The sequence below is a fragment of the Paenibacillus sp. MAHUQ-45 genome, assembly GCF_058133325.1.
Window position 1 is genome coordinate 112,739 of sequence record NZ_JBYUPV010000013.1, and the last position, 17,198, is coordinate 129,936.

At 46.3% G+C, this 17,198-nt stretch carries 19 protein-coding genes and 1 pseudogene; 4 read left to right on the top strand and 16 right to left on the bottom strand.

The features are described 5' to 3' along the window. Positions 1 to 4: 4 nt before the first annotated feature. Both AC3Y23_RS23845 and AC3Y23_RS23850 read right to left on the bottom strand, forming a co-directional pair. Positions 5 to 730, bottom strand: coding sequence for a phosphonate ABC transporter ATP-binding protein (locus AC3Y23_RS23845; RefSeq protein ID WP_379203769.1), 726 nt, complete (start codon positions 728 to 730; stop codon positions 5 to 7). Positions 731 to 817: 87 nt separating this feature from the next. After that, positions 818 to 1,996 carry an MFS transporter gene (locus AC3Y23_RS23850; RefSeq protein ID WP_379203771.1) on the bottom strand — a complete coding sequence of 393 codons (1,179 nt, stop codon included), beginning with the start codon at positions 1,994 to 1,996 and terminating at the stop codon, positions 818 to 820. Positions 1,997 to 2,152: 156 nt separating this feature from the next. Between AC3Y23_RS23850 and AC3Y23_RS23855 the strand changes: the two genes are divergently transcribed. The 3 genes from AC3Y23_RS23855 (at position 2,153) to AC3Y23_RS23865 (ending at position 4,790) form a co-directional block, all read left to right on the top strand. Next, the gene (locus AC3Y23_RS23855; RefSeq protein ID WP_379203773.1) at positions 2,153 to 3,070 is read left to right on the top strand and encodes an ArsR/SmtB family transcription factor; all 918 of its coding nucleotides are present in this window, start codon (positions 2,153 to 2,155) and stop codon (positions 3,068 to 3,070) included. Between the two features lie 59 nt (positions 3,071 to 3,129). Further along, on the top strand, positions 3,130 to 3,885 hold the full coding sequence (locus AC3Y23_RS23860) for an HAD family hydrolase (protein ID WP_379203775.1): 756 nt from the start codon (positions 3,130 to 3,132) through the stop codon (positions 3,883 to 3,885). Between the two features lie 188 nt (positions 3,886 to 4,073). After that, a complete protein-coding gene (locus tag AC3Y23_RS23865) occupies positions 4,074 to 4,790 on the top strand; it encodes a DsbA family protein (RefSeq protein WP_379203777.1) in 717 nt (238 codons plus the stop codon). 257 nt (positions 4,791 to 5,047) lie between these two features. Here the strand turns inward: AC3Y23_RS23865 and AC3Y23_RS23870 are convergent, their stop codons facing one another. Continuing rightward, entirely contained in the window at positions 5,048 to 5,683 is a 636-nt protein-coding gene (locus AC3Y23_RS23870) for an RNA ligase family protein (protein ID WP_379203779.1), read from the bottom strand. Positions 5,684 to 5,697: 14 nt separating this feature from the next. Beyond that, the gene (locus tag AC3Y23_RS23875) at positions 5,698 to 6,657 is read right to left on the bottom strand and encodes an AAA family ATPase (RefSeq protein WP_379203781.1); all 960 of its coding nucleotides are present in this window, start codon (positions 6,655 to 6,657) and stop codon (positions 5,698 to 5,700) included. Between the two features lie 208 nt (positions 6,658 to 6,865). Between AC3Y23_RS23875 and AC3Y23_RS23880 the strand changes: the two genes are divergently transcribed. Continuing rightward, positions 6,866 to 7,369, top strand: a complete 504-nt coding sequence (locus AC3Y23_RS23880) for a DUF3231 family protein (protein ID WP_379203783.1) — start codon at positions 6,866 to 6,868, stop codon at positions 7,367 to 7,369. Positions 7,370 to 7,831: 462 nt separating this feature from the next. Here AC3Y23_RS23880 and AC3Y23_RS23885 read toward each other — a convergent pair whose 3' ends face one another. From AC3Y23_RS23885 to AC3Y23_RS23940, 12 genes and pseudogenes are all read right to left on the bottom strand, one after another. Further along, positions 7,832 to 8,920 (bottom strand): ankyrin repeat domain-containing protein, encoded by a 1,089-nt coding sequence (locus AC3Y23_RS23885; protein ID WP_379203785.1) that lies wholly within the window; start codon positions 8,918 to 8,920, stop codon positions 7,832 to 7,834. A 24-nt stretch (positions 8,921 to 8,944) separates the two neighbouring features. Next, positions 8,945 to 9,682, bottom strand: coding sequence for a hypothetical protein (locus tag AC3Y23_RS23890; protein ID WP_379203787.1), 738 nt, complete (start codon positions 9,680 to 9,682; stop codon positions 8,945 to 8,947). Positions 9,683 to 9,701: 19 nt separating this feature from the next. After that, positions 9,702 to 9,965 carry a hypothetical protein gene (locus AC3Y23_RS23895; RefSeq protein WP_379203789.1) on the bottom strand — a complete coding sequence of 88 codons (264 nt, stop codon included), beginning with the start codon at positions 9,963 to 9,965 and terminating at the stop codon, positions 9,702 to 9,704. Positions 9,966 to 10,265: 300 nt separating this feature from the next. Then, complete coding sequence (locus AC3Y23_RS23900; RefSeq protein WP_379203791.1) at positions 10,266 to 11,474, bottom strand: hypothetical protein; 1,209 nt, start codon at positions 11,472 to 11,474, stop codon at positions 10,266 to 10,268. 16 nt (positions 11,475 to 11,490) lie between these two features. Next, a complete protein-coding gene (locus tag AC3Y23_RS23905; RefSeq protein ID WP_379203793.1) occupies positions 11,491 to 12,516 on the bottom strand; it encodes a hypothetical protein in 1,026 nt (341 codons plus the stop codon). A 38-nt stretch (positions 12,517 to 12,554) separates the two neighbouring features. Next, positions 12,555 to 13,169, bottom strand: coding sequence for a hypothetical protein (locus AC3Y23_RS23910; protein ID WP_379203795.1), 615 nt, complete (start codon positions 13,167 to 13,169; stop codon positions 12,555 to 12,557). Between the two features lie 64 nt (positions 13,170 to 13,233). Further along, the gene (locus AC3Y23_RS23915) at positions 13,234 to 13,569 is read right to left on the bottom strand and encodes an SMI1/KNR4 family protein (protein ID WP_379203797.1); all 336 of its coding nucleotides are present in this window, start codon (positions 13,567 to 13,569) and stop codon (positions 13,234 to 13,236) included. Between the two features lie 131 nt (positions 13,570 to 13,700). Then, a complete protein-coding gene (locus AC3Y23_RS23920) occupies positions 13,701 to 13,913 on the bottom strand; it encodes a hypothetical protein (protein ID WP_379203800.1) in 213 nt (70 codons plus the stop codon). Between the two features lie 52 nt (positions 13,914 to 13,965). Further along, positions 13,966 to 14,532, bottom strand: a complete 567-nt coding sequence (locus AC3Y23_RS23925) for an Imm44 family immunity protein (RefSeq protein ID WP_379203802.1) — start codon at positions 14,530 to 14,532, stop codon at positions 13,966 to 13,968. Between the two features lie 81 nt (positions 14,533 to 14,613). Beyond that, a complete protein-coding gene (locus tag AC3Y23_RS23930; RefSeq protein WP_379203804.1) occupies positions 14,614 to 15,180 on the bottom strand; it encodes a hypothetical protein in 567 nt (188 codons plus the stop codon). 258 nt (positions 15,181 to 15,438) lie between these two features. After that, positions 15,439 to 16,149: pseudogene (locus AC3Y23_RS23935) on the bottom strand (HAD family hydrolase); the annotation flags it as partial. 612 nt (positions 16,150 to 16,761) lie between these two features. Beyond that, positions 16,762 to 17,166 carry a VOC family protein gene (locus tag AC3Y23_RS23940; RefSeq protein WP_379203806.1) on the bottom strand — a complete coding sequence of 135 codons (405 nt, stop codon included), beginning with the start codon at positions 17,164 to 17,166 and terminating at the stop codon, positions 16,762 to 16,764. Positions 17,167 to 17,198 lie beyond the last annotated feature (32 nt).

Genomic DNA, 17,198 nt, shown 5'->3' on the forward strand with positions numbered 1-17,198 from the left:
TTGATTAAAGGCTGAGACGCTCCTGTGAGGTCAAACGGCGGCCGTTAACGTCATGCTTAATACGACCATCCTTCAATACCCACATTCGCGAGGCATAACGCTCCGCCAGCTCAATAGGCAGAACCGCGATGACCGTTAGGCCACTTTCCTTGCATAGCTTGCGAAGGTTCTCCATGACCCGCTCTGCGGACTTCGGATCAAGCCCTGTCACGGGCTCATCTGCCAAGATGACCTTGGCGCCATGCACCAGGGCACGGGCAATTGCCACACGCTGCCGCTCGCCACCACTTAATTGGCTTGCTTTAAGCTTCGCTTTGTCCAGCAGACCCAAGGCCTCCAATTCATCCATGGCTCCCATATAATCATCCGAGCGGACCATTCCTGTTACCATACGCCACATTGGGGTTTGGGCGGATTGGCCGATCAGCACGTTCTTCAGTGCAGTCCGATTGGGATTGAGCTCGGCATTCTGTTCAAGATAGGCCCATTCACGGCGGATTTTCCGTTTGCCGGAGAAACCGCTCTTCAATATATCTTTTCCATCTACGCGAAAATTTCCTCGATCCCATTTTTCCCGTAACGCCAAACATCGCAACAGTGTAGATTTACCGCTGCCGCTCCCCCCGAGCACCGCAACAAATTCCCCTTCTTCCAACTGAAAACCGATGTCTTGCAGTACCGGAAGCTTAGTCTCCCCGACTGCTTTGGCTAAATGTTCAACTGTGATCATAGTTCAGCTCTCCTGTCCTCATCTCTATACTATAGTGTATTGGAAAGTGAGATTAAATTCCATGCGAGCACCTGTTCCTATTTTACTTCAAATTTGTGATCGTGGCGAGAACAATAATCCCAGCAGCCCAAACAAGATATAGAGCAAGCCCATGAGCCCGAATACACCGCCGCCCGAGCCGACTTCCAGCAGCAGCCCGCCCAAAGCCGGACCAAGAATACTGCCAGCACTAAAGTGAAAAGATGCCACAACATTAGCCGCCGGTAGCAAGTTACGCGGCAGAATATCTGCTGCATAGGCTAAGCCAAGTGAGAAGAACGAGCCGACAAAACCGCCGGCACAGGCAAGCAGCACTAGTGACAGCATGAAATGGTCCCCGACCAGCGGCAGTAGAGCGAAGCCCAGACCGCCACCGATACCGGCAAGCATGAGAATTTTTTTGCGGCCGAATCGGTCGCTCCACATCCCGAGCGGAAGCTGAAGAACAAGCCCCCCGATACCGGCAAAAGGCAGCAGAGCAGCAATCTGGTCCGCACTGTAACCAATACGCAAGCCATAAATTGGAAAGTTGCTGTTCAGGCTGGCCTCCATATACCCGTATAACAGCGCAGGAATCAAGGCATACCAAGCGAGACTGTAACTTCGCCCAAAGCGGCGCGCCTGCCCCTCCCTGCTCTCAGAGGTTTCCGGACGGGATTCCGGGAGCTTGATCAATGTCAGTAGTAGAGTCATCAGGAACAGCACAGCTAATACCAGAAAAGGCGTGGCCTGCCCGAAACGCAACAGACTGATCCCCACAGGACCAAGACTGAAGCCAAGGCCGTAAGACATACCGTAAATAGAAAGATTACGGCCCCGGTTCTGTGCTGGGGTCATCAGTAGCACCCAGAGCTGGGCAGCATAATTGATGGCCGAGTCCCCGATGCCGACAAGGAGTCGAAGCACGAACCATGCTTTAATGCCCGGAAGTAGCGGGAACAGCAGCAGGCTCACCAGTACGAGCGTGAGGCCAGCGGCAATGAGCTTCTTAAAACCGACGGCCCCCAGCACTCGTTCGGCGATCAGCGTCATACCGAACGAGCCGATGTACAGCGCCGCCGCGTTCAGACCGTTCAGGGACGAAGAAACACCTTTTTGCTCCAAAAGAATGGATAACACCGGAAGCAGCAGCCCTTGGCTGAGTCCGGCGGCAATAATAACTGTGATGAGAATCAGGTAATTCACGTTGCTGTTACGTCGTATAGCGATAGAATGCGGGTCTGACACAGGTGAAATCCTCCTACAAAACAAATAAAAGCAAACAAAAACAAAAGTTATCCGAACTGCACTCAAAAGACAAACACCGAACATTATAGTGGACAAGCCTCTTCAAAACAAGAGATAATATATAGAAGTGACGGATTTCCTGGGGGTGCGAGCTTCATGAACTATGAATTGAAAATTGATGTCTCACCGGTCTATGAGCTGATTGACAGCTTTATGTTATATGTTACGCGAAAATGGATTTCCAATCTGGACATCGGTCCTGACTGGGTCAATGATGTGGAAAACCGCTTTCCGCCGCACCAGGCTGCGGAGATTATGCAAGCTGCTGAATGGCCATTCAACGATTACGATGTCTTGTATGCCTGGGCTTACAGCCTTGGGCCAGCCGATAAGGTGCTTAACTTTCTGGATGATCTGGAATCCACTCCGCTCGAGGATTGCTTCCGGCAGGTGGCTCCGCTTATCACGGGCTTAACCCTGGAAGAATGTCAGCGTATCAAGGACAGCTACATCCCACTGCTGCGGCTGTGGTACAGTCAATATTTCCGCCATGTGGAGCATAAAATCCTGCCGCTGCTCATCGAAGACGCCTCCGAGAAAAAAATGCTCCAGAGCAAAATGGACCCCATCGCCCTGATTGAATATGCTTCTGGCGGCGTCGTTATTGAGGAACTACCGAATTTGCAGACCATTGTTCTGCTCCCTACCGTGCACAATCGACCGATCAACACCTATTGCTTCTATAACACTATGGTCATTATTCAATATCCGGTCGACGTGCCCCTAGACAATGAGGACGAGCCGCCTACTGTGCTGCTTCGCATGACCCGAGCTTTAGCTAATCCCACAAGGCTCAGATTGCTGCGGCATGTAGCACATGAGCCAAAGACACTCTGGGAGATACAGTCCGACTTGAACCAGTCGCGGGAGATGCTTATGCATCATCTGATGATTCTGCGGGTAGCTGGTCTACTACGCATCCATCTGCGCGGCGAGCATAATGAACGCTTCAGCATCCGTCCGGACGGAGCCTCCGAGCTGCAGATGTTCCTGGAATCCTATATACGTTTATAATAGAATGGACGAAAGACCAAAGACTGAAATAGACAGATACAGAACAAGGAGTGAGTGGCGTGAAATATTTGACTCAACAAGTCATCTTCGATTTGGACGATACCCTCGTCCACTGCAACAAATACTTCGATCTCATTCTGGGACAATATTTTGAGCTGATGGCAGAATGGTTCCAGGATTATGGACTTCCTACCAGCGATGTGCGAAGCAAGCAAGCTGAAATTGATGTGGAAACGGTGAGTTCAAGCGGACTGGCCAGTGATAACTTCCCTAAATCTTTGATTGGGACCTATCGTTTCTTCTGTACCAAATTCGGACGCAAAGCCGATGCTTTTGAAGAACAGCAGCTGATGAAGCTGGGCATGAGTGTTTATGATCAAGAGATTGAAGCCTACCCCGGCATGGTCGAGACGCTGGATACCTTGAAACAGGAAGGTCATGATCTATACCTCTACACAGGTGGAGACGATACCATACAGCAACGCAAGATTGAACAGATGAAGCTGGACGTTTATTTTGATGACCGTATCTTTATCCGCAAGCATAAAAATGTCGAGGCATTAGAGAACATCCTGTCCAGTGGTGCCTTTGACCGCAAAGTGACCTGGATGATCGGGAACTCTCTGCGTACAGATGTACTGCCGGCCGTAACGGCCGGGATCAACAGTATTTATCTTAAACAACAGAACGAATGGCTCTACAACATGATTGAGCTTCAGCGCGAAATGCAACAGGCCGTCAAGACCATTTCTTCGATTTACGAGGTCCCTCCGGTCATCCGTTCCGCCGCGCAGAAGGTTCAAATCCACGTATAAAATATTTTCCATAAAAATGGGCTGTTCCAAAGCTATGTATAGGCTGCTTGGAATAGCCTTTTTTTAGTTTGCGCTCCCTCTATCCTGGAGATGAACACGACATAGTGTTAGAAATGCCATAGGCTGCCATTAGCGGATTTGATTATACTGTACCAGTGAATGATCAAGTGTGCAGGAGGAAGTCAGAAATGAATAAACAAGTAAATTTAAAACATACCAACAACAAATTGCTACCCATGCTCTTGACGGTGATCGGTGTTGTTCTGGTTGCAGCAATTACCTTCTTCTTCACCAGTAAGAGCGGCACTTCCGAGCTCGATAGCTTGCCTAATTACACTGAGGTTAAAGGCAAGATTGTGGTTGACGGTTTAAAATATGAGAAGCAGCCCCATCTGGGCAGCAGCACGGCCAAAGTCAAAGTGATAGAATTTGCGGATTTCAAATGCCCTGCTTGCAAAAAATGGACCGAGCAGTATCTTGACACTTTCATCAAGGACTATGTAGATACCGGTAAGGCGGAGTTTTTCTTCATGAACTTTGCTTTTATTGACCGAGACTCCTATCTGGCCGCGAGCGCAGGTGAGGCTATCTATAGTCAGAGCAACGAGAAGTTCTGGGAATACGTTCACAAGCTGTACGCCAATCAAGGCGATGAGAGCAAGATTTGGGCCACCGAGAAGTTCATCCTGAAGTTCGTCAAGGATAACATCGACGGCATTGATTACGCTCGGTTCGAGCAGGATGTCAAGAATCATACCTACATGTTCGATGTAAAAGAGGACTTCAAAATTGCCGGCGCCTACGGAGTTAACGGCACGCCCAAGTTCATGGTGAATGGGGTGCTACTGCCCGATTCTTCTTATGAGGGTCTTACTAAGGCGATTGATAATGCTTTGAAGGAATAGGAAGGTAATGGAGCTGTCCCACAAGAGTCATTCTGACGGTGGACGCTCCTTTTTCATATTCAATTGGAATTTTATAGAAATGAAGATTAAATGAGGTGGAGTATATGTATATACAGCTATTAATTAGAGTTAAAATCGGAGAACTTTCGGTATGAACCAGGAACTGCATCTACTGTTTAATAAGATCTTACGTTACTGATTACATGATCAACACCCCTTTTCTAAAATGTAAATGATATCTTCTTCGTTACGTCTGATTAACGAGGTAGCAATAGATTGGGCTCAACTGGCTTGCTGAGCCAGTGGTCATCGGTCTGGACATGATTTTTACGAACGAATTTGGCGACACTATATTTAAAATCCTCATACGCAAAAGCGTCAGCCAGCCGCACGACATACCCTTCCTGCTCTCCCCCGCAATTCGATTGCTTGGTATAACAAGCCTTTGCTGCTTCCTCGTTCCAAATCCCTCTATACAGTACCGGGACAGTTACCAGCCCTAGACGCTCCGCCCATACTTCAGTTTCCTCCCAAGCCAAACATTGGTTACTGTGATCCCACACAGAAAAGAGCATAAAATAGGAAGGCAGCGCCGAATAGTACAACGAATGCTTGGCATAGATATTTTCCCCGCATAATCGATAGTCCTCGGGAATCAGATACTTGATACCACCATGCAGCGTCTTAACAACATGCCGTGACGGATGATCCTTGCTATCTAGCGAACGGGCGTGAATGAAGTCACTATACATCGTGGTGTTCTCCCCATCCATTTTCTCCGTAATGACCACTTCTCGGCCCTTGAAATGCTCGGTGTTCCGCAGAATCTTGTCATCATCGGTGTACCCTCTCGACCAGGGCAGGTGCATCGTCTTCGGATATTTTACTTTCATGATTGTTCACCTCTTTACTTGCCAAAGCTATCAGCTTCAGCGAAAAAATACAACTCGGCCAGCAGCTCGCCGCCCAGCAGATGATAAATATTCGAAGCTCCTGCGTCGCCGCCGTGCAGAATCTCCATATGGAAGCTGACCAAATAGACGACATGTAGGACAAAATCGTCATCGTAACCCAGCGCTTTCAGCAGATGACAAGCAATGATCGCGGAGACATGTTCATGACCGAAGTAAGAGTAATACTCCCGGGTCTGCTTCCACACCTTACAGAGCGGTTTGCCTGTATCATGAAACAGCGCTGCCAGCTGCATTGCCAGCAAATGTTCTCCCTCATAGCATTCGTTGATATATTCCAGCACACTATAGGTATGCTCAGACAACGTCTTGGAATGGTAAGGGTTTCCCTGATCAAATCCCACCATCAATGCAAAATAAGGGGATGCAGACAGATAGCGAAACAGCTCGTCATGTCCCGGGCCGGCTGCTAGCAGTTGTTCCAGTTCCTCACGCACGATCCCGGAATCAGCTTCAGCATGTACAATATGCAAGGCAGAGAAGCCTTCGCCTGGCACCGGAAACGCAAAGTTCTTGGCGTATTTAATAAGGATTCCCTCATTCAGACGACGCTTCCGCAGCTTGTTCCGCGCAAGGGCCAGTTCGTAAGGAGCATCGCAGACGTGGCATTCTACAGGGAACTCGCTGAATCGCTTCAGGAACTTCAGTCTACGTCCCCGGTCAATATTCGTAGCATCAAAAACAACATTTCGGCCGCTAGCCAGCATCTGCTCTATCTCTGCAAAAGCCGTATCAAACACCAGATAGTTGTTCTTCTGCTTGGATTCGCTACCGAACAGCCGCTCTCGGATCTCATCCGTAGCTACTAGCACAGCCCGTTCGCTGCGGCAGAGCTGCTTCGCATACGTGCTCTTACCACTGCCGGGAATTCCGGTCAGCATATGAATGGTACTCATCGTTATCACCTCCTTTCAAGTGAAAAGCTGCGGCGACAGGATCGGCGCATCCTTGAAATTATACCACACTTATCCGTTACCGATGAAACGGCTGGAACTCAGATAAAGACATATGCTACTAGAGACTAAATCAATAATCAGGAATATTTTCCTTGTATATATCCCATACTAGTTCCAGAACATGCCGAACATAGAGAAGGGGATTGTAATGAACGGAATTTTGGGTGGCGCTTCCAAGGATGAGCCGATGCATTACGGGGAGATTTTCAGCATATGGATAAATTCAACGGCAGCGAAAGGGCTTATCTCGCTCTACCGGTTGTTTCAGAATCATGCTGGAGATGATGATCTTAAAAGCGTACTGGGTGATCTAATCAATCAGGCTGAATTAGAAAGCAGCGAATGCGATGAATTGCTGAAGGAGGTCGGCATCACACCCGCCCCTTCGCTTCCAGACAGACCGGAGGTTAAACTGGAAGACATTCCTGCAGGGGCCCGGTATAGCGATATGGAGATTGCAGCCAAGATTGGCGCGGATAACGCTGCCGGACTAGTGGGATGCAGTACGATTATGGGCCAGTCTATCCGTGAAGATATCGGTGCGTTGTTCGCTAAATATCATGCCACCAAAGCAGCGATCGGCATCAAGATCCTACATATGAATAAGAAAAAAGGCTGGCTGCTTGCACCTCCCCTTCATATACACAAATAATATTAAGTTGAATAGAAATACTCAGAAAAAAATAGCGACCTGCCCCGGTCATGCCGGGAGCAAGTCGCTTTTTCAATGATTTTTCTGCTTAACGTCTCTTCTCGACAAGCTGCAGATTATAACTAAGGCTCTCCAGCGTAACCGCAATTAGGCCGTTCATATAGTCGTCATGCGGATGGTTTAAGACAATCAGCTGCGGCATATGCTCGTCAGGAATGACCCCTCTGCAATGCTGGTAAATACCCTCGATATGCTCATCCCGATAGAATATATTATGTAAAAAATAATTCTGATTCTATCAGATGGGTTATTACGCAGTATGAGTATGTGCTGGATAAATGGGCAGCTTTGAAGTTCTTCTAACGCTCAAGCAAAGATACTATTTTAGATAGAATTTGGGGCCAAATGCCCGAGTAAAAGAATACTGTCTGTTCTCTGGGTTAAATGTTCATTTGATTTTCATTAGTCATCGGACAACTCTCCCTCAAGAAACTTTATGAGGTGCAATTCAGGGTGCGCGAGGAACTCTGTAAAGGTGCATAAATCAGCATAGACCTGGTGTTCCATGTCATAACAGCCTACTAAACCTCCTTTCTTTGGATTCCAGAGCAGCTGCAGACCAGAGTAATTGTCAATGTCGGCGGAAAGACGCAGCAGCTTTTGCCTTCCTACTTTCATCTGAATCGTATCGGTCAATGTAAAAAAGTCGATATACCCGATGTCGTATTCATTTTGCTCAAGCTCAAGACGCAGGTTATCTTCTGTAAGAAAGCTGAGCAGTTCATCTGTTAATTTATACTTTTTAAGCTCATGCTTCTTGTTCGCCACATTATGAAAGTTGACCGGTTCCAGCGATTTCAGATAATCCGCCAAAACGGCATGCTTATTGGTGACCGCAATCGTATACGGCCGCTCACCATCTTTTTCAGCCAAAGTAACATCCGCGCCGTGTTCGATCAGAAATTTGACCATGTCCATAGCCCCCATTCGCGCCGCCACGGTTAACGGAGTTGCTTCATAAGGATAGACCATATCCGGTTTATTATAATTGACGTCTACTCCCTGATCTAGTAAATATGTGAGTGTCTTATAGTCATGGTCTGTCACCGCTTGACGCAATACAGCACCACCATGCAGCTTGATATCTAATCCCAGCTCATGAATAAGGGGAATGTTCTTTTTATTGCCATAATAGGCCTGTGAATATGCACCTGCCCCTGTTCGGTTGAGCTTGTCCATCTTGGCTCCCTGCGTAACAAGGTAACGAACGGCATCCTCCTTGCAATAGCGAACGGCTCGCAAAAAAGATGGATTATGATGGACATTCAGGTTGGCGCCATGCTCTACCAGCAGCTTCACAACCTCCTTTTGCTGCGATATCAGTGCCAGATCTAATGGACTAACGGTGATATGTTTGCTAAGTACGATGCTCTCTTCAATATTCCAACCTGATGCGAGTGCAGCCTGTAAAGCCGGAATATTTCCTTCGTATATATGCATCGCCCTTTCTGGCAATTCCTCGAATCTCCCGATATCTTTCAGGACGATCATTCACACCACTCCTGCTTCATAATCTTATGTAATCGTTTCGCACCCTATCGACAAGAGCCATTGCTTCATAACAGCAAACGTCTGTTGAGCATCCTGTTCATAGAAGATGGCCACTTCTTGTTGATAAGCATAATTCAATCGTACATAGCCACCCAGTTGCCGATAGAACAGGAAGCAGGCATAAGGAGTCTCAATGGACATATCCGGCGGAAAATCCGCTTGACACACCCTAGCTAGTTCGGGCAGTGAAGGCTGGTTCTGTCCTGGTGGCAATCGCAAAAAAAGATGACTCCGAGTGGCCGTCCACGGTTCATAATAGACTTCTTCCTCTAGGCTCCGTCCATAAACCTGACGGTATATGTCGTCCAGTACCAAGGCATACGTCTTCTCGTCCTCCTGCTCCCGTGCCTGCAGCAAAATGGCCTTTATGTGCTCCGCATGCCGAGGCAGCCAGAGCAGCCCAGCCGTCTCGGGATGTACCGCCAGAAAGTCACCGTCCACCGTCGTACCTATAGCGATGCACTCGCCGATCTGTTGTTCACGAATGGGGCTGTCGTCGTCAAACTCCCACAACCCATACTCGGCAAAAGCTTGTAGCACCTCCGAATCAGGCAGTTGGACATTCATCCATCCTCTGTAAGTCCCTTCGCCGAATCGCCGTAAAAACAGGAGGTAGCCTTGGGGATAAATAGCGGCATCTTCCTTCGCGAGCACTTGGTTTTGGGCCTCAGACAGCGGATTTTGCTGAGATACTATGTACATGAATTCTCCTCCAGTTTCCTTATTTCGCCTCTAATTGAGCCAAAATCACCCGGGCACGACCAAGCTCAAAATTCAGTACTTCCGTATCCAAGTTCATAGAAGCAGCTTCTTCAAGGGCCAGCTTTAGCCATTCGGCGGCAGGTTCGAGCCTCCCCGTCTCTGACAATAAGTCACCGTAGCAGATCACCGCCCGTATGAAAACGGCGTTGTCACCAGCGATCTTCGCTGTTTCTATTGCTTTTTTCAAACAATGCTCGCCCTGCTCCATTTTCGCTGCATCCAAGTATCTCAGGGCCTTGTTAAACTCATGGTAAGCCTCCAGTGTATGCACCCTCTTTGTTACGACATACCCCAAGCAGATCGAATCTTACTTATCACTCACTTCCCACTTCAGCAGATGTATTTAACAATAATTGGTGAAGCATAGATTCAATAAGCTCAAGGCTAACGATGCCTCAGTATGTTCGATCGATTCCGCTACAGCTCCTTTCCGCCGTTCCTCATAAACGGTGACCACAGGTCAACACTCCTTTGCCAATTAGTGATTCACTGTTTCAAATACCCATTCATGAATACTTTCAAATCAGTAATCGCGGGCTGCGTCAAACCAGCCTTGCGCCATCTCTTCCGTTATAGGCTGACCAATCAGATGATTGGACTGGCTGAGTTGCCATACTGCTTCGCCAAGGTCTTCTCTTTCGGTAGTTTCGATACCTTTGAGGGTATTGAAGCGCATGGTGAAAGCCGTAATAGCCGCCTCAGCATCGGCAAAGCTGCGGGCCTGGGCCAAGGTTGCCTGTGCAATGTTGTATGCTTCATTAGCCAGCTTGGCCTGACGTTTAGGCCAGGACGAGAACGGCCGACCGAACTCGGTCATCCACCATTCAGGCTTTCGCAATTGGCTCACTGAAGCATGACCGGTCCACGGGCGGGTTTTAGCGCGTGCTTTCATTTGCTGCCTTAGGCGCTTGCCTACAGTCTCTTCCACATTGTAGGCGATAAATCTGTCAAGCAACGGCCACGTGTCCAAGGAGGGTAAGTCCGCCAGATCAGGCATGAAGCGCAGCTCCAGATTCGTTAACCCGGTATGACGAGCCAACGAGTCCATGTCGCAGAAGTTCCCCCACAAACTCAGTGAGTCAAGATTTGGGAACCGCTCTAGACAGCCCAGCGAGATGGGCTGTCCCAGCGGCGCGTTGTGCAGCATAAGGCTCGTCACCTGGTGCAATTCACCGAGTTCCGGCAGTATAAAAGGAGGATCATTCTTGCGTCGGCCGGTATGCGGCGCGAGTGTCAGTGAAGTCGGCAGATTGCCAGTAGCCAAGAAGCGTGATAGATCGCCAGACACGTTGAGGCGGAAGGGTCTCTGCGGAAGCCTCAGGGTCAGGCGCTCGCCGGACTGGCCCAGCTCGATATGTAAGCCATGCAAAATGGACTGGCTGGCGTCTACCACCGTATCAGCAGACAGGACCGGAGACCAGGTCATCTCTTCAATGGGACGTTGCTGTGCCCAATCCAAGAAGCCCGCATCACTGCCTGTATAGTGCAGAAACCGCGGCCAGGGCGAGCCTGCAGGTGTAGCAAAGGCATCGAATACGGTCCAATCGATGAGCGCGTCTGGTGCGACGTGAAGATCTGCTTTTTTCCCCAATTGCGGTGGTCCAATAGACAGGCTGCCCACACCGGGCTGAATGACAAGAGTGTGACTGCGAGGACCTGTCAGGTCGATTGGATAACGACCAACTTCTCTAACGGAGCCAGCAGAGGGACGCACCTGGTTATCATTTGACATTTATGTAATCCCCCTATCAAGTTATGCTCCATTTTTGAAAACCCAGCTTTAATAAGGATTCTTCTATTTCTTGATCAACTTTGCTTTTGGAGGTCGCGAATTCAAATTCGGTTAAAGCACTTGGAAGCTCTTGATGGATAAAGGAATCATAATCGAGGGCTGTTTTAAAAATGCGGAGCTTGTGCAGCGTAGGCAGGTGCTTCATTTTCAACAAAGAAGTCAAGCCTTTACAATTTGATATAGTTAGCTCCTCCAGCGCTTCCATCTCCCGGTCAAATCTGATTTCTTGCAGTTGAATTTGATCCTCAATTACGAGCCTTGTTAATGCTTTGAATTTAGTAATATTGCTCAGGTCATGGAATCCACGGACTCTAACGATCTCCATGTCGTCGATCTCATTCTCTTCGATTTCCTGAATATGCTCCCGGCCTCCAAGAAGAATGCGCAAATGCTTCAACTTCTTTAATTGGTTAATAAAATGCAAGGGTGATTTGCTAATCGAATGCAGCGCGAGGGAATTCAAGTGTTCCAGATGGCCTACCGCATCCAGGTTTTTCACCTTACCCCCAACATGCAATTGTTCTAGATGAGAGAACTCTTTTAAATATAGCAGATTAAGGTTCTTTTTCTCCGAAATAATCGTTAATTCTCTTAACGACCGTAGAGAGTCTATTCCCAGAATATCCGAGTTCTCCAGCTCATATATGCCCATGTGCAAACTGTACAAGTGTTCCAGCGTAGCCAACGTATCGGTATTATGTGCCTGAGTGAGACTATTAAGATGCAGCATCTTGACATGGGGAATCCGCAAAAGCGTGTCACCATCAAATGAAAGAGAATAATGCCCGTAGAAACGCACTCCGAAATTCTCATCCAAAGTCGCGCAAAGCTCATCGACTTCCTCCAAGATAGAGCCATAAAAATCCGGGTGGGAGAACTGGACAATCACTTGGTTACCACCTAGCAAATCCTGCTTGATCTGCACCGGGTCTAGTACAACAGGATCATTGATCAGAATCCTTCTTTTCCATTTCTTGCGCATTCGTAACCTCCTTTTTGGCATGAAGCAGAAGTCTATGATTACCTGTGATTCATAACAAGTTTATATTTTTTGAAAATCCAAGAGTTCATTATGTCATTTACCGCATTTTTGCTTATGCGAACCGGCGGTTTTTGCTCTTTCAAACCATCCGCCGTATGCGCCAAAAAACGAAGCGGCGTTGTGATTATTTTAATATTGTCTGCTACTTCGTTAAAAAACGTATACGTTAATGGCTGATGTTCCCGAATATCCTCGTATATATAATACTTCCCTTTTTCGTCCTCCAACTCCATTTGAAAACCTTTCGGTAAGGACAACATGATGTATGGCAGTTCATCTTCTGCCCACTGCTCGCGATATGGAAATCTGAGACTCTCATTTCTGGCAAAAAAACCAGAACTTTCATTACCAGCAGTAAAAGAAATAGAATATACAAAGAACGGGTAGTAATCGGGCTTTGCTTGCGTTATGAAATACTGGTAGAACTTTTTATAAGCCTCATACACTTGTGCGTGGTCATGTTTTGTCCGGGCATAATTAGTATGACTAAATTGTACTTGCTGCTGCTCGAAAAGTTTTAAAACATCTTTAAATTCCTCTGGTGTTATAAAAAATTTAAGTTTATAGAATCCGCTGTGTTTTAATCCACTCAATTACTTCACCACCCTTTTAGGGAGTCAAAAATGCTTGTTGCACGTAAATGAAGACCTGACGCGATCACCATTCATAAAAATTTTCCTCAATCAGCTCCGCGAATGAATTCGCTAACAACTTGATCTCCCCGTTATCGTGATGACCAATAAAAACCTCACCTGCCGGATTGATGAAAATTGGATCACCCGATCCATCCATGGAAATGACAAAACTGGTTCGTAAAACTTCTTCAAAAGGAGGTTCCTTGAATTGCTCCCGGAATCCCAGCGTCAAATCGACAACCGTTTCATTTCCGAGACTAGAGCCATTAGAGAAGGCATATATCGCAAGACCCGCATATGCTCCCCCAAACATGCTGATAAATTGTAAGTACTCCTCATGAAAGGTTACTTTCAGCACCTGCTGGGCCTTGCTAATTTTCTCTTGACTGCCGGAATGCCTACTAGTGTTCTATTATCTTCCTTATGTAGAAAAATCCTTAATCTCTCCATTAACGAATCTTTCATAGCTTGATCTCCTTTAATGCCCCCTTATTCTGCTGCTTCCGCCAACCATGCTTGCATAGCCGAAGAATCCGCCCGGTTCAAACGCAGGGTGATTTCAGTGTTAATCTCATCCGGCGGCATGACTTTCACCAGGACGCAAACAGACTCTCGCGGCGCAATCGTTGATCCCGGCGTGCCGCCGGCGATCTCTGCTGCCAGCTTCTCTATTTCTTGCATCGGGGTTTGATCATCGCCCACTTTTCATTTTAAATATCGGATTCGTCACTATGGATCTCTATCCATATGCCTTCTACAATTGATACGGCGGGGCTTTCTCAGCTGCGATGTTGTCCGGATGAGCTTCAGTTGGCTCATAGTCATGCATACGGAGAAGGATATACTCCACTTCTTCTAATAGCATTTGCAATTGCCGGCTGACCTCATAAAGTCCCACATCCTGCGCTAGTAGCGTCCTTGCTCTATTGATCTTTCCATCCAACCAATTGTTTTCTAACATCCAATTTTTTACCCGGATCGATAATTGATCTTGTGTTTCCTTATCTGCGTGCTTTTTATATTTCGCAATAGACTCCAGCAGATACTCATAGAGAAAGATACCTAAAGCTTCGCGTTGTTCACTTTTAGACATCCGTTGATACTGCTCATAGACGATGCTGATGTCTAAATATAAAGCGTGATCCCTGCTATCAAAACGTCTAAATATTTTTCGGCCGTAACTTTCAGGTAAAATACGCAATACAAAATGAATATCATACGGAAACTCCCAAGTCTCTGCTAATTCCTCCAAAGGCAACAGTTCATCTCTCAATTGACCGACGCATGTTCCATGTGTATCTAATAAGAAATCCAGCTTCATCAATGCCTCCTTGGGACAAACTTCAAGCCACTGTATCATCTCCGTCTAATGCAAGGAGCCATGCCGATACACTATGTATTTTTAAAATTCATATTTTTCAAATTGCTCTCTGAGCGTTTCTTCGTACGGTATCCACTCCGAATCGCTCCACAAAGTCAATCCTGCGAGCTCCGACAGCTTATTAACGGCTTGTTCAGGGCTAGTAATACTGATGAGATCGGTCAGAGTCTCATTGTCGATACCCAGCACTTCTCTAAGGTAGTCATCATTAAGACGTTCTTCTTTGAGCTGCTCGTATTCTTCTCTTGTCCACTGTTCACAAAAGGTTCTCTCGGCTTGAATCTCTCCATCGGCAAAAATCGACAACTCGAATATTTCCTCATTTATGTACCCGCCGGTCATGATTGGCTCCCTGATAAGCTGGGACAGCGTTTTGCCAACCTCCTTCACCGTACCCCATACAAAATAATCATGGAGAACGCTGACCCAGTTCTCGTTGCTTTTGCTAACATACATGACAATTTTGGGCTCCTGAGCTTCTTTTCCACCTAATACTCCGGTATGCCCGTGGCTTAGCTCTCTTAGTGCATCGATCGTCTTCTCAAGGTTATTCGACTTAATATGTAAATTAGCAAATGATCTTCCCACAAAATGACCTCCTTCAGTTCTTTTAACTAAGGTGAATTCACATTGATATATGCTATACTTTTCACCTGAATTTTTCGTCATCGTTTTGGATACGGTTCACCATAATATACTTAAACATAAAGGACAGTTATTAACACAAAATTTCACATAAACAAATAAAAAGAAACCACTCCTGACGTATGGAATGGTTTTCTGTAGTACATTTGCTGTTATTGACTATAATCGGAGTCTAAATCCCGTTTCAATCTAAAACTCCACTCAGCGTTTAGTGACACCATCACGACTAGGGTCTAAACCATTCAAATTATGCAAAATCGTCTTTAATTCAATTAAGTCATCGATTACGAAGTCAGCCTGGGCAAGTTCATTTTCTTGTGCAAAATCAAAATTACATCCGATTGCAACTAAACCATTATCTTTAGCCGCATTTATATCTGATAGGCGGTCACCTACTACTGCCCCATTGGTAATACCATATTTTTCAATAACAATCCGAACTAAGTCTGATTTATTCAGCGATTCGATTTGTTGGATACTAAATGCTTCAGTCACCCAATGATCCAAATTAAAATAACTGATGATGGCTTTTAAGTATTCCGTCAAACCATTACTCGCTATATAAATTGAACAATTATTCTCTTTTAAATAACTGAACACTTCTTTTACATTAGGATATAAAGCGCCTTTCCCACTTTTAATATTTTCAATTAATCTTTCCAAAAAAAAAGCATCCGTTTGCTCTCTTTCTTCAATGGAATGATCAGGTAGCAAGGCTTCCCATACTTTTGGTAAAGGTACACCCATTATTTCACGGTATTTATCAATAGGCGTTGCTGTAGCCCATTTATTTAGCGACCGTAAACGGTTAAAAGCATCATTAAGAGATATTTCTAAAATCTTATCTGTTTGAAATAGTGTTCCATCCATATCAAAGATAAATGATTGCGACATTGGTTCCTCTCCCTTTTCCAAAAAGACTGTTCCCTCAAATGTTCAATATACAAATTACTTTTTCATTTCCCAAGGAAACCTCACTCTTACTATAGCATATGTCGGAATTTAATAGTGTCGTAACGCTCCAAAATGAACTCATAGTCGGTCGATGGAAATGCCTTATCTGAGAACGGCTCTTTTACTTGATGACCCAGTGCAATCGTATCTCCTGAATCAAACTATCATCTGACCAGTCGTAGATTCCTTCCGGATATAGCTCGAATCCGTATCCAGCGACTTTACGTTTACCTATCGGATAAATTAAGGCCACATGAATCAAGAGAGGTGATGATAAAATGACTTCCTGAACTTTGTACTGCTTATTAACGTACTTCCTTTTTTCTAAAGAAAAGAAAATAGTCACGAGGGATTATTCCCTACGTGACTATAAGAGGTTATTTTTTGACTAAACGTTTTTTTAATGCTGTCGTAAGAAAGACAGAATTGATCCGATAGTTGATTTACATCCACACAGGCTGAAAAATTATTACGGATTTCGTCGTTTGTTTGGTTCAGATATGCTTTGCCCCCTTAAATATTAAAAAGTTTTGAGGGGGGCAAAGTCTATACTACAAAAATCTCTGGTTCTTAACGCCTACCGCTGAACCGTTTGATCGCTTCCTCGGTCACCGGCTCGAAGAGGTTAACGAGGTTGCAGTCAGGATCGCGGAAAAGCATAGAACGGTTTCCCCACGGCATCGTGGTCGGTTCCTGTACCCATTCTTCAACAATTGGCTTTAAGCGCACGTATTCGGCTTCAACATTGTCAACGCGGAACTCGATAATGACAGTGCGATTGTTAGCCGCCACTACCGAACCAGCGCCGAATAGCCCCGCCGTCTGGGAGTGGCCGATTGCCAGGGTGCATGATGGCACAACGAGTTCGGCAAAAACGGGCGCGGGGCGCTCCGCCGAAACACCCAAGACTTTCTCATAAAACTCGACGAGACGATCCACGTCGTCGGTAATGATGCGTACAGAAGCAAAATTCACAAGATATCATCCTTCCTAGTAATAAATGAAAC

Bases quoted from the DNA above. Each gene is read 5' to 3' on its own strand.
- AC3Y23_RS23845 (WP_379203769.1), bottom strand. From the start codon at position 730: ATGATCACAGTTGAACATTTAGCCAAAGCAGTCGGGGAGACTAAGCTT.
- AC3Y23_RS23855 (WP_379203773.1), top strand. From the start codon at position 2,153: ATGAACTATGAATTGAAAATTGATGTCTCACCGGTCTATGAGCTGATT.
- AC3Y23_RS23865 (WP_379203777.1), top strand. From the start codon at position 4,074: ATGAATAAACAAGTAAATTTAAAACATACCAACAACAAATTGCTACCC.
- AC3Y23_RS23870 (WP_379203779.1), bottom strand. From the start codon at position 5,683: ATGAAAGTAAAATATCCGAAGACGATGCACCTGCCCTGGTCGAGAGGG.
- AC3Y23_RS23875 (WP_379203781.1), bottom strand. From the start codon at position 6,657: ATGAGTACCATTCATATGCTGACCGGAATTCCCGGCAGTGGTAAGAGC.
- AC3Y23_RS23880 (WP_379203783.1), top strand. From the start codon at position 6,866: ATGAACGGAATTTTGGGTGGCGCTTCCAAGGATGAGCCGATGCATTAC.
- AC3Y23_RS23885 (WP_379203785.1), bottom strand. From the start codon at position 8,920: ATGATCGTCCTGAAAGATATCGGGAGATTCGAGGAATTGCCAGAAAGG.
- AC3Y23_RS23890 (WP_379203787.1), bottom strand. From the start codon at position 9,682: ATGTACATAGTATCTCAGCAAAATCCGCTGTCTGAGGCCCAAAACCAA.
- AC3Y23_RS23900 (WP_379203791.1), bottom strand. From the start codon at position 11,474: ATGTCAAATGATAACCAGGTGCGTCCCTCTGCTGGCTCCGTTAGAGAA.
- AC3Y23_RS23905 (WP_379203793.1), bottom strand. From the start codon at position 12,516: ATGCGCAAGAAATGGAAAAGAAGGATTCTGATCAATGATCCTGTTGTA.
- AC3Y23_RS23925 (WP_379203802.1), bottom strand. From the start codon at position 14,532: ATGAAGCTGGATTTCTTATTAGATACACATGGAACATGCGTCGGTCAA.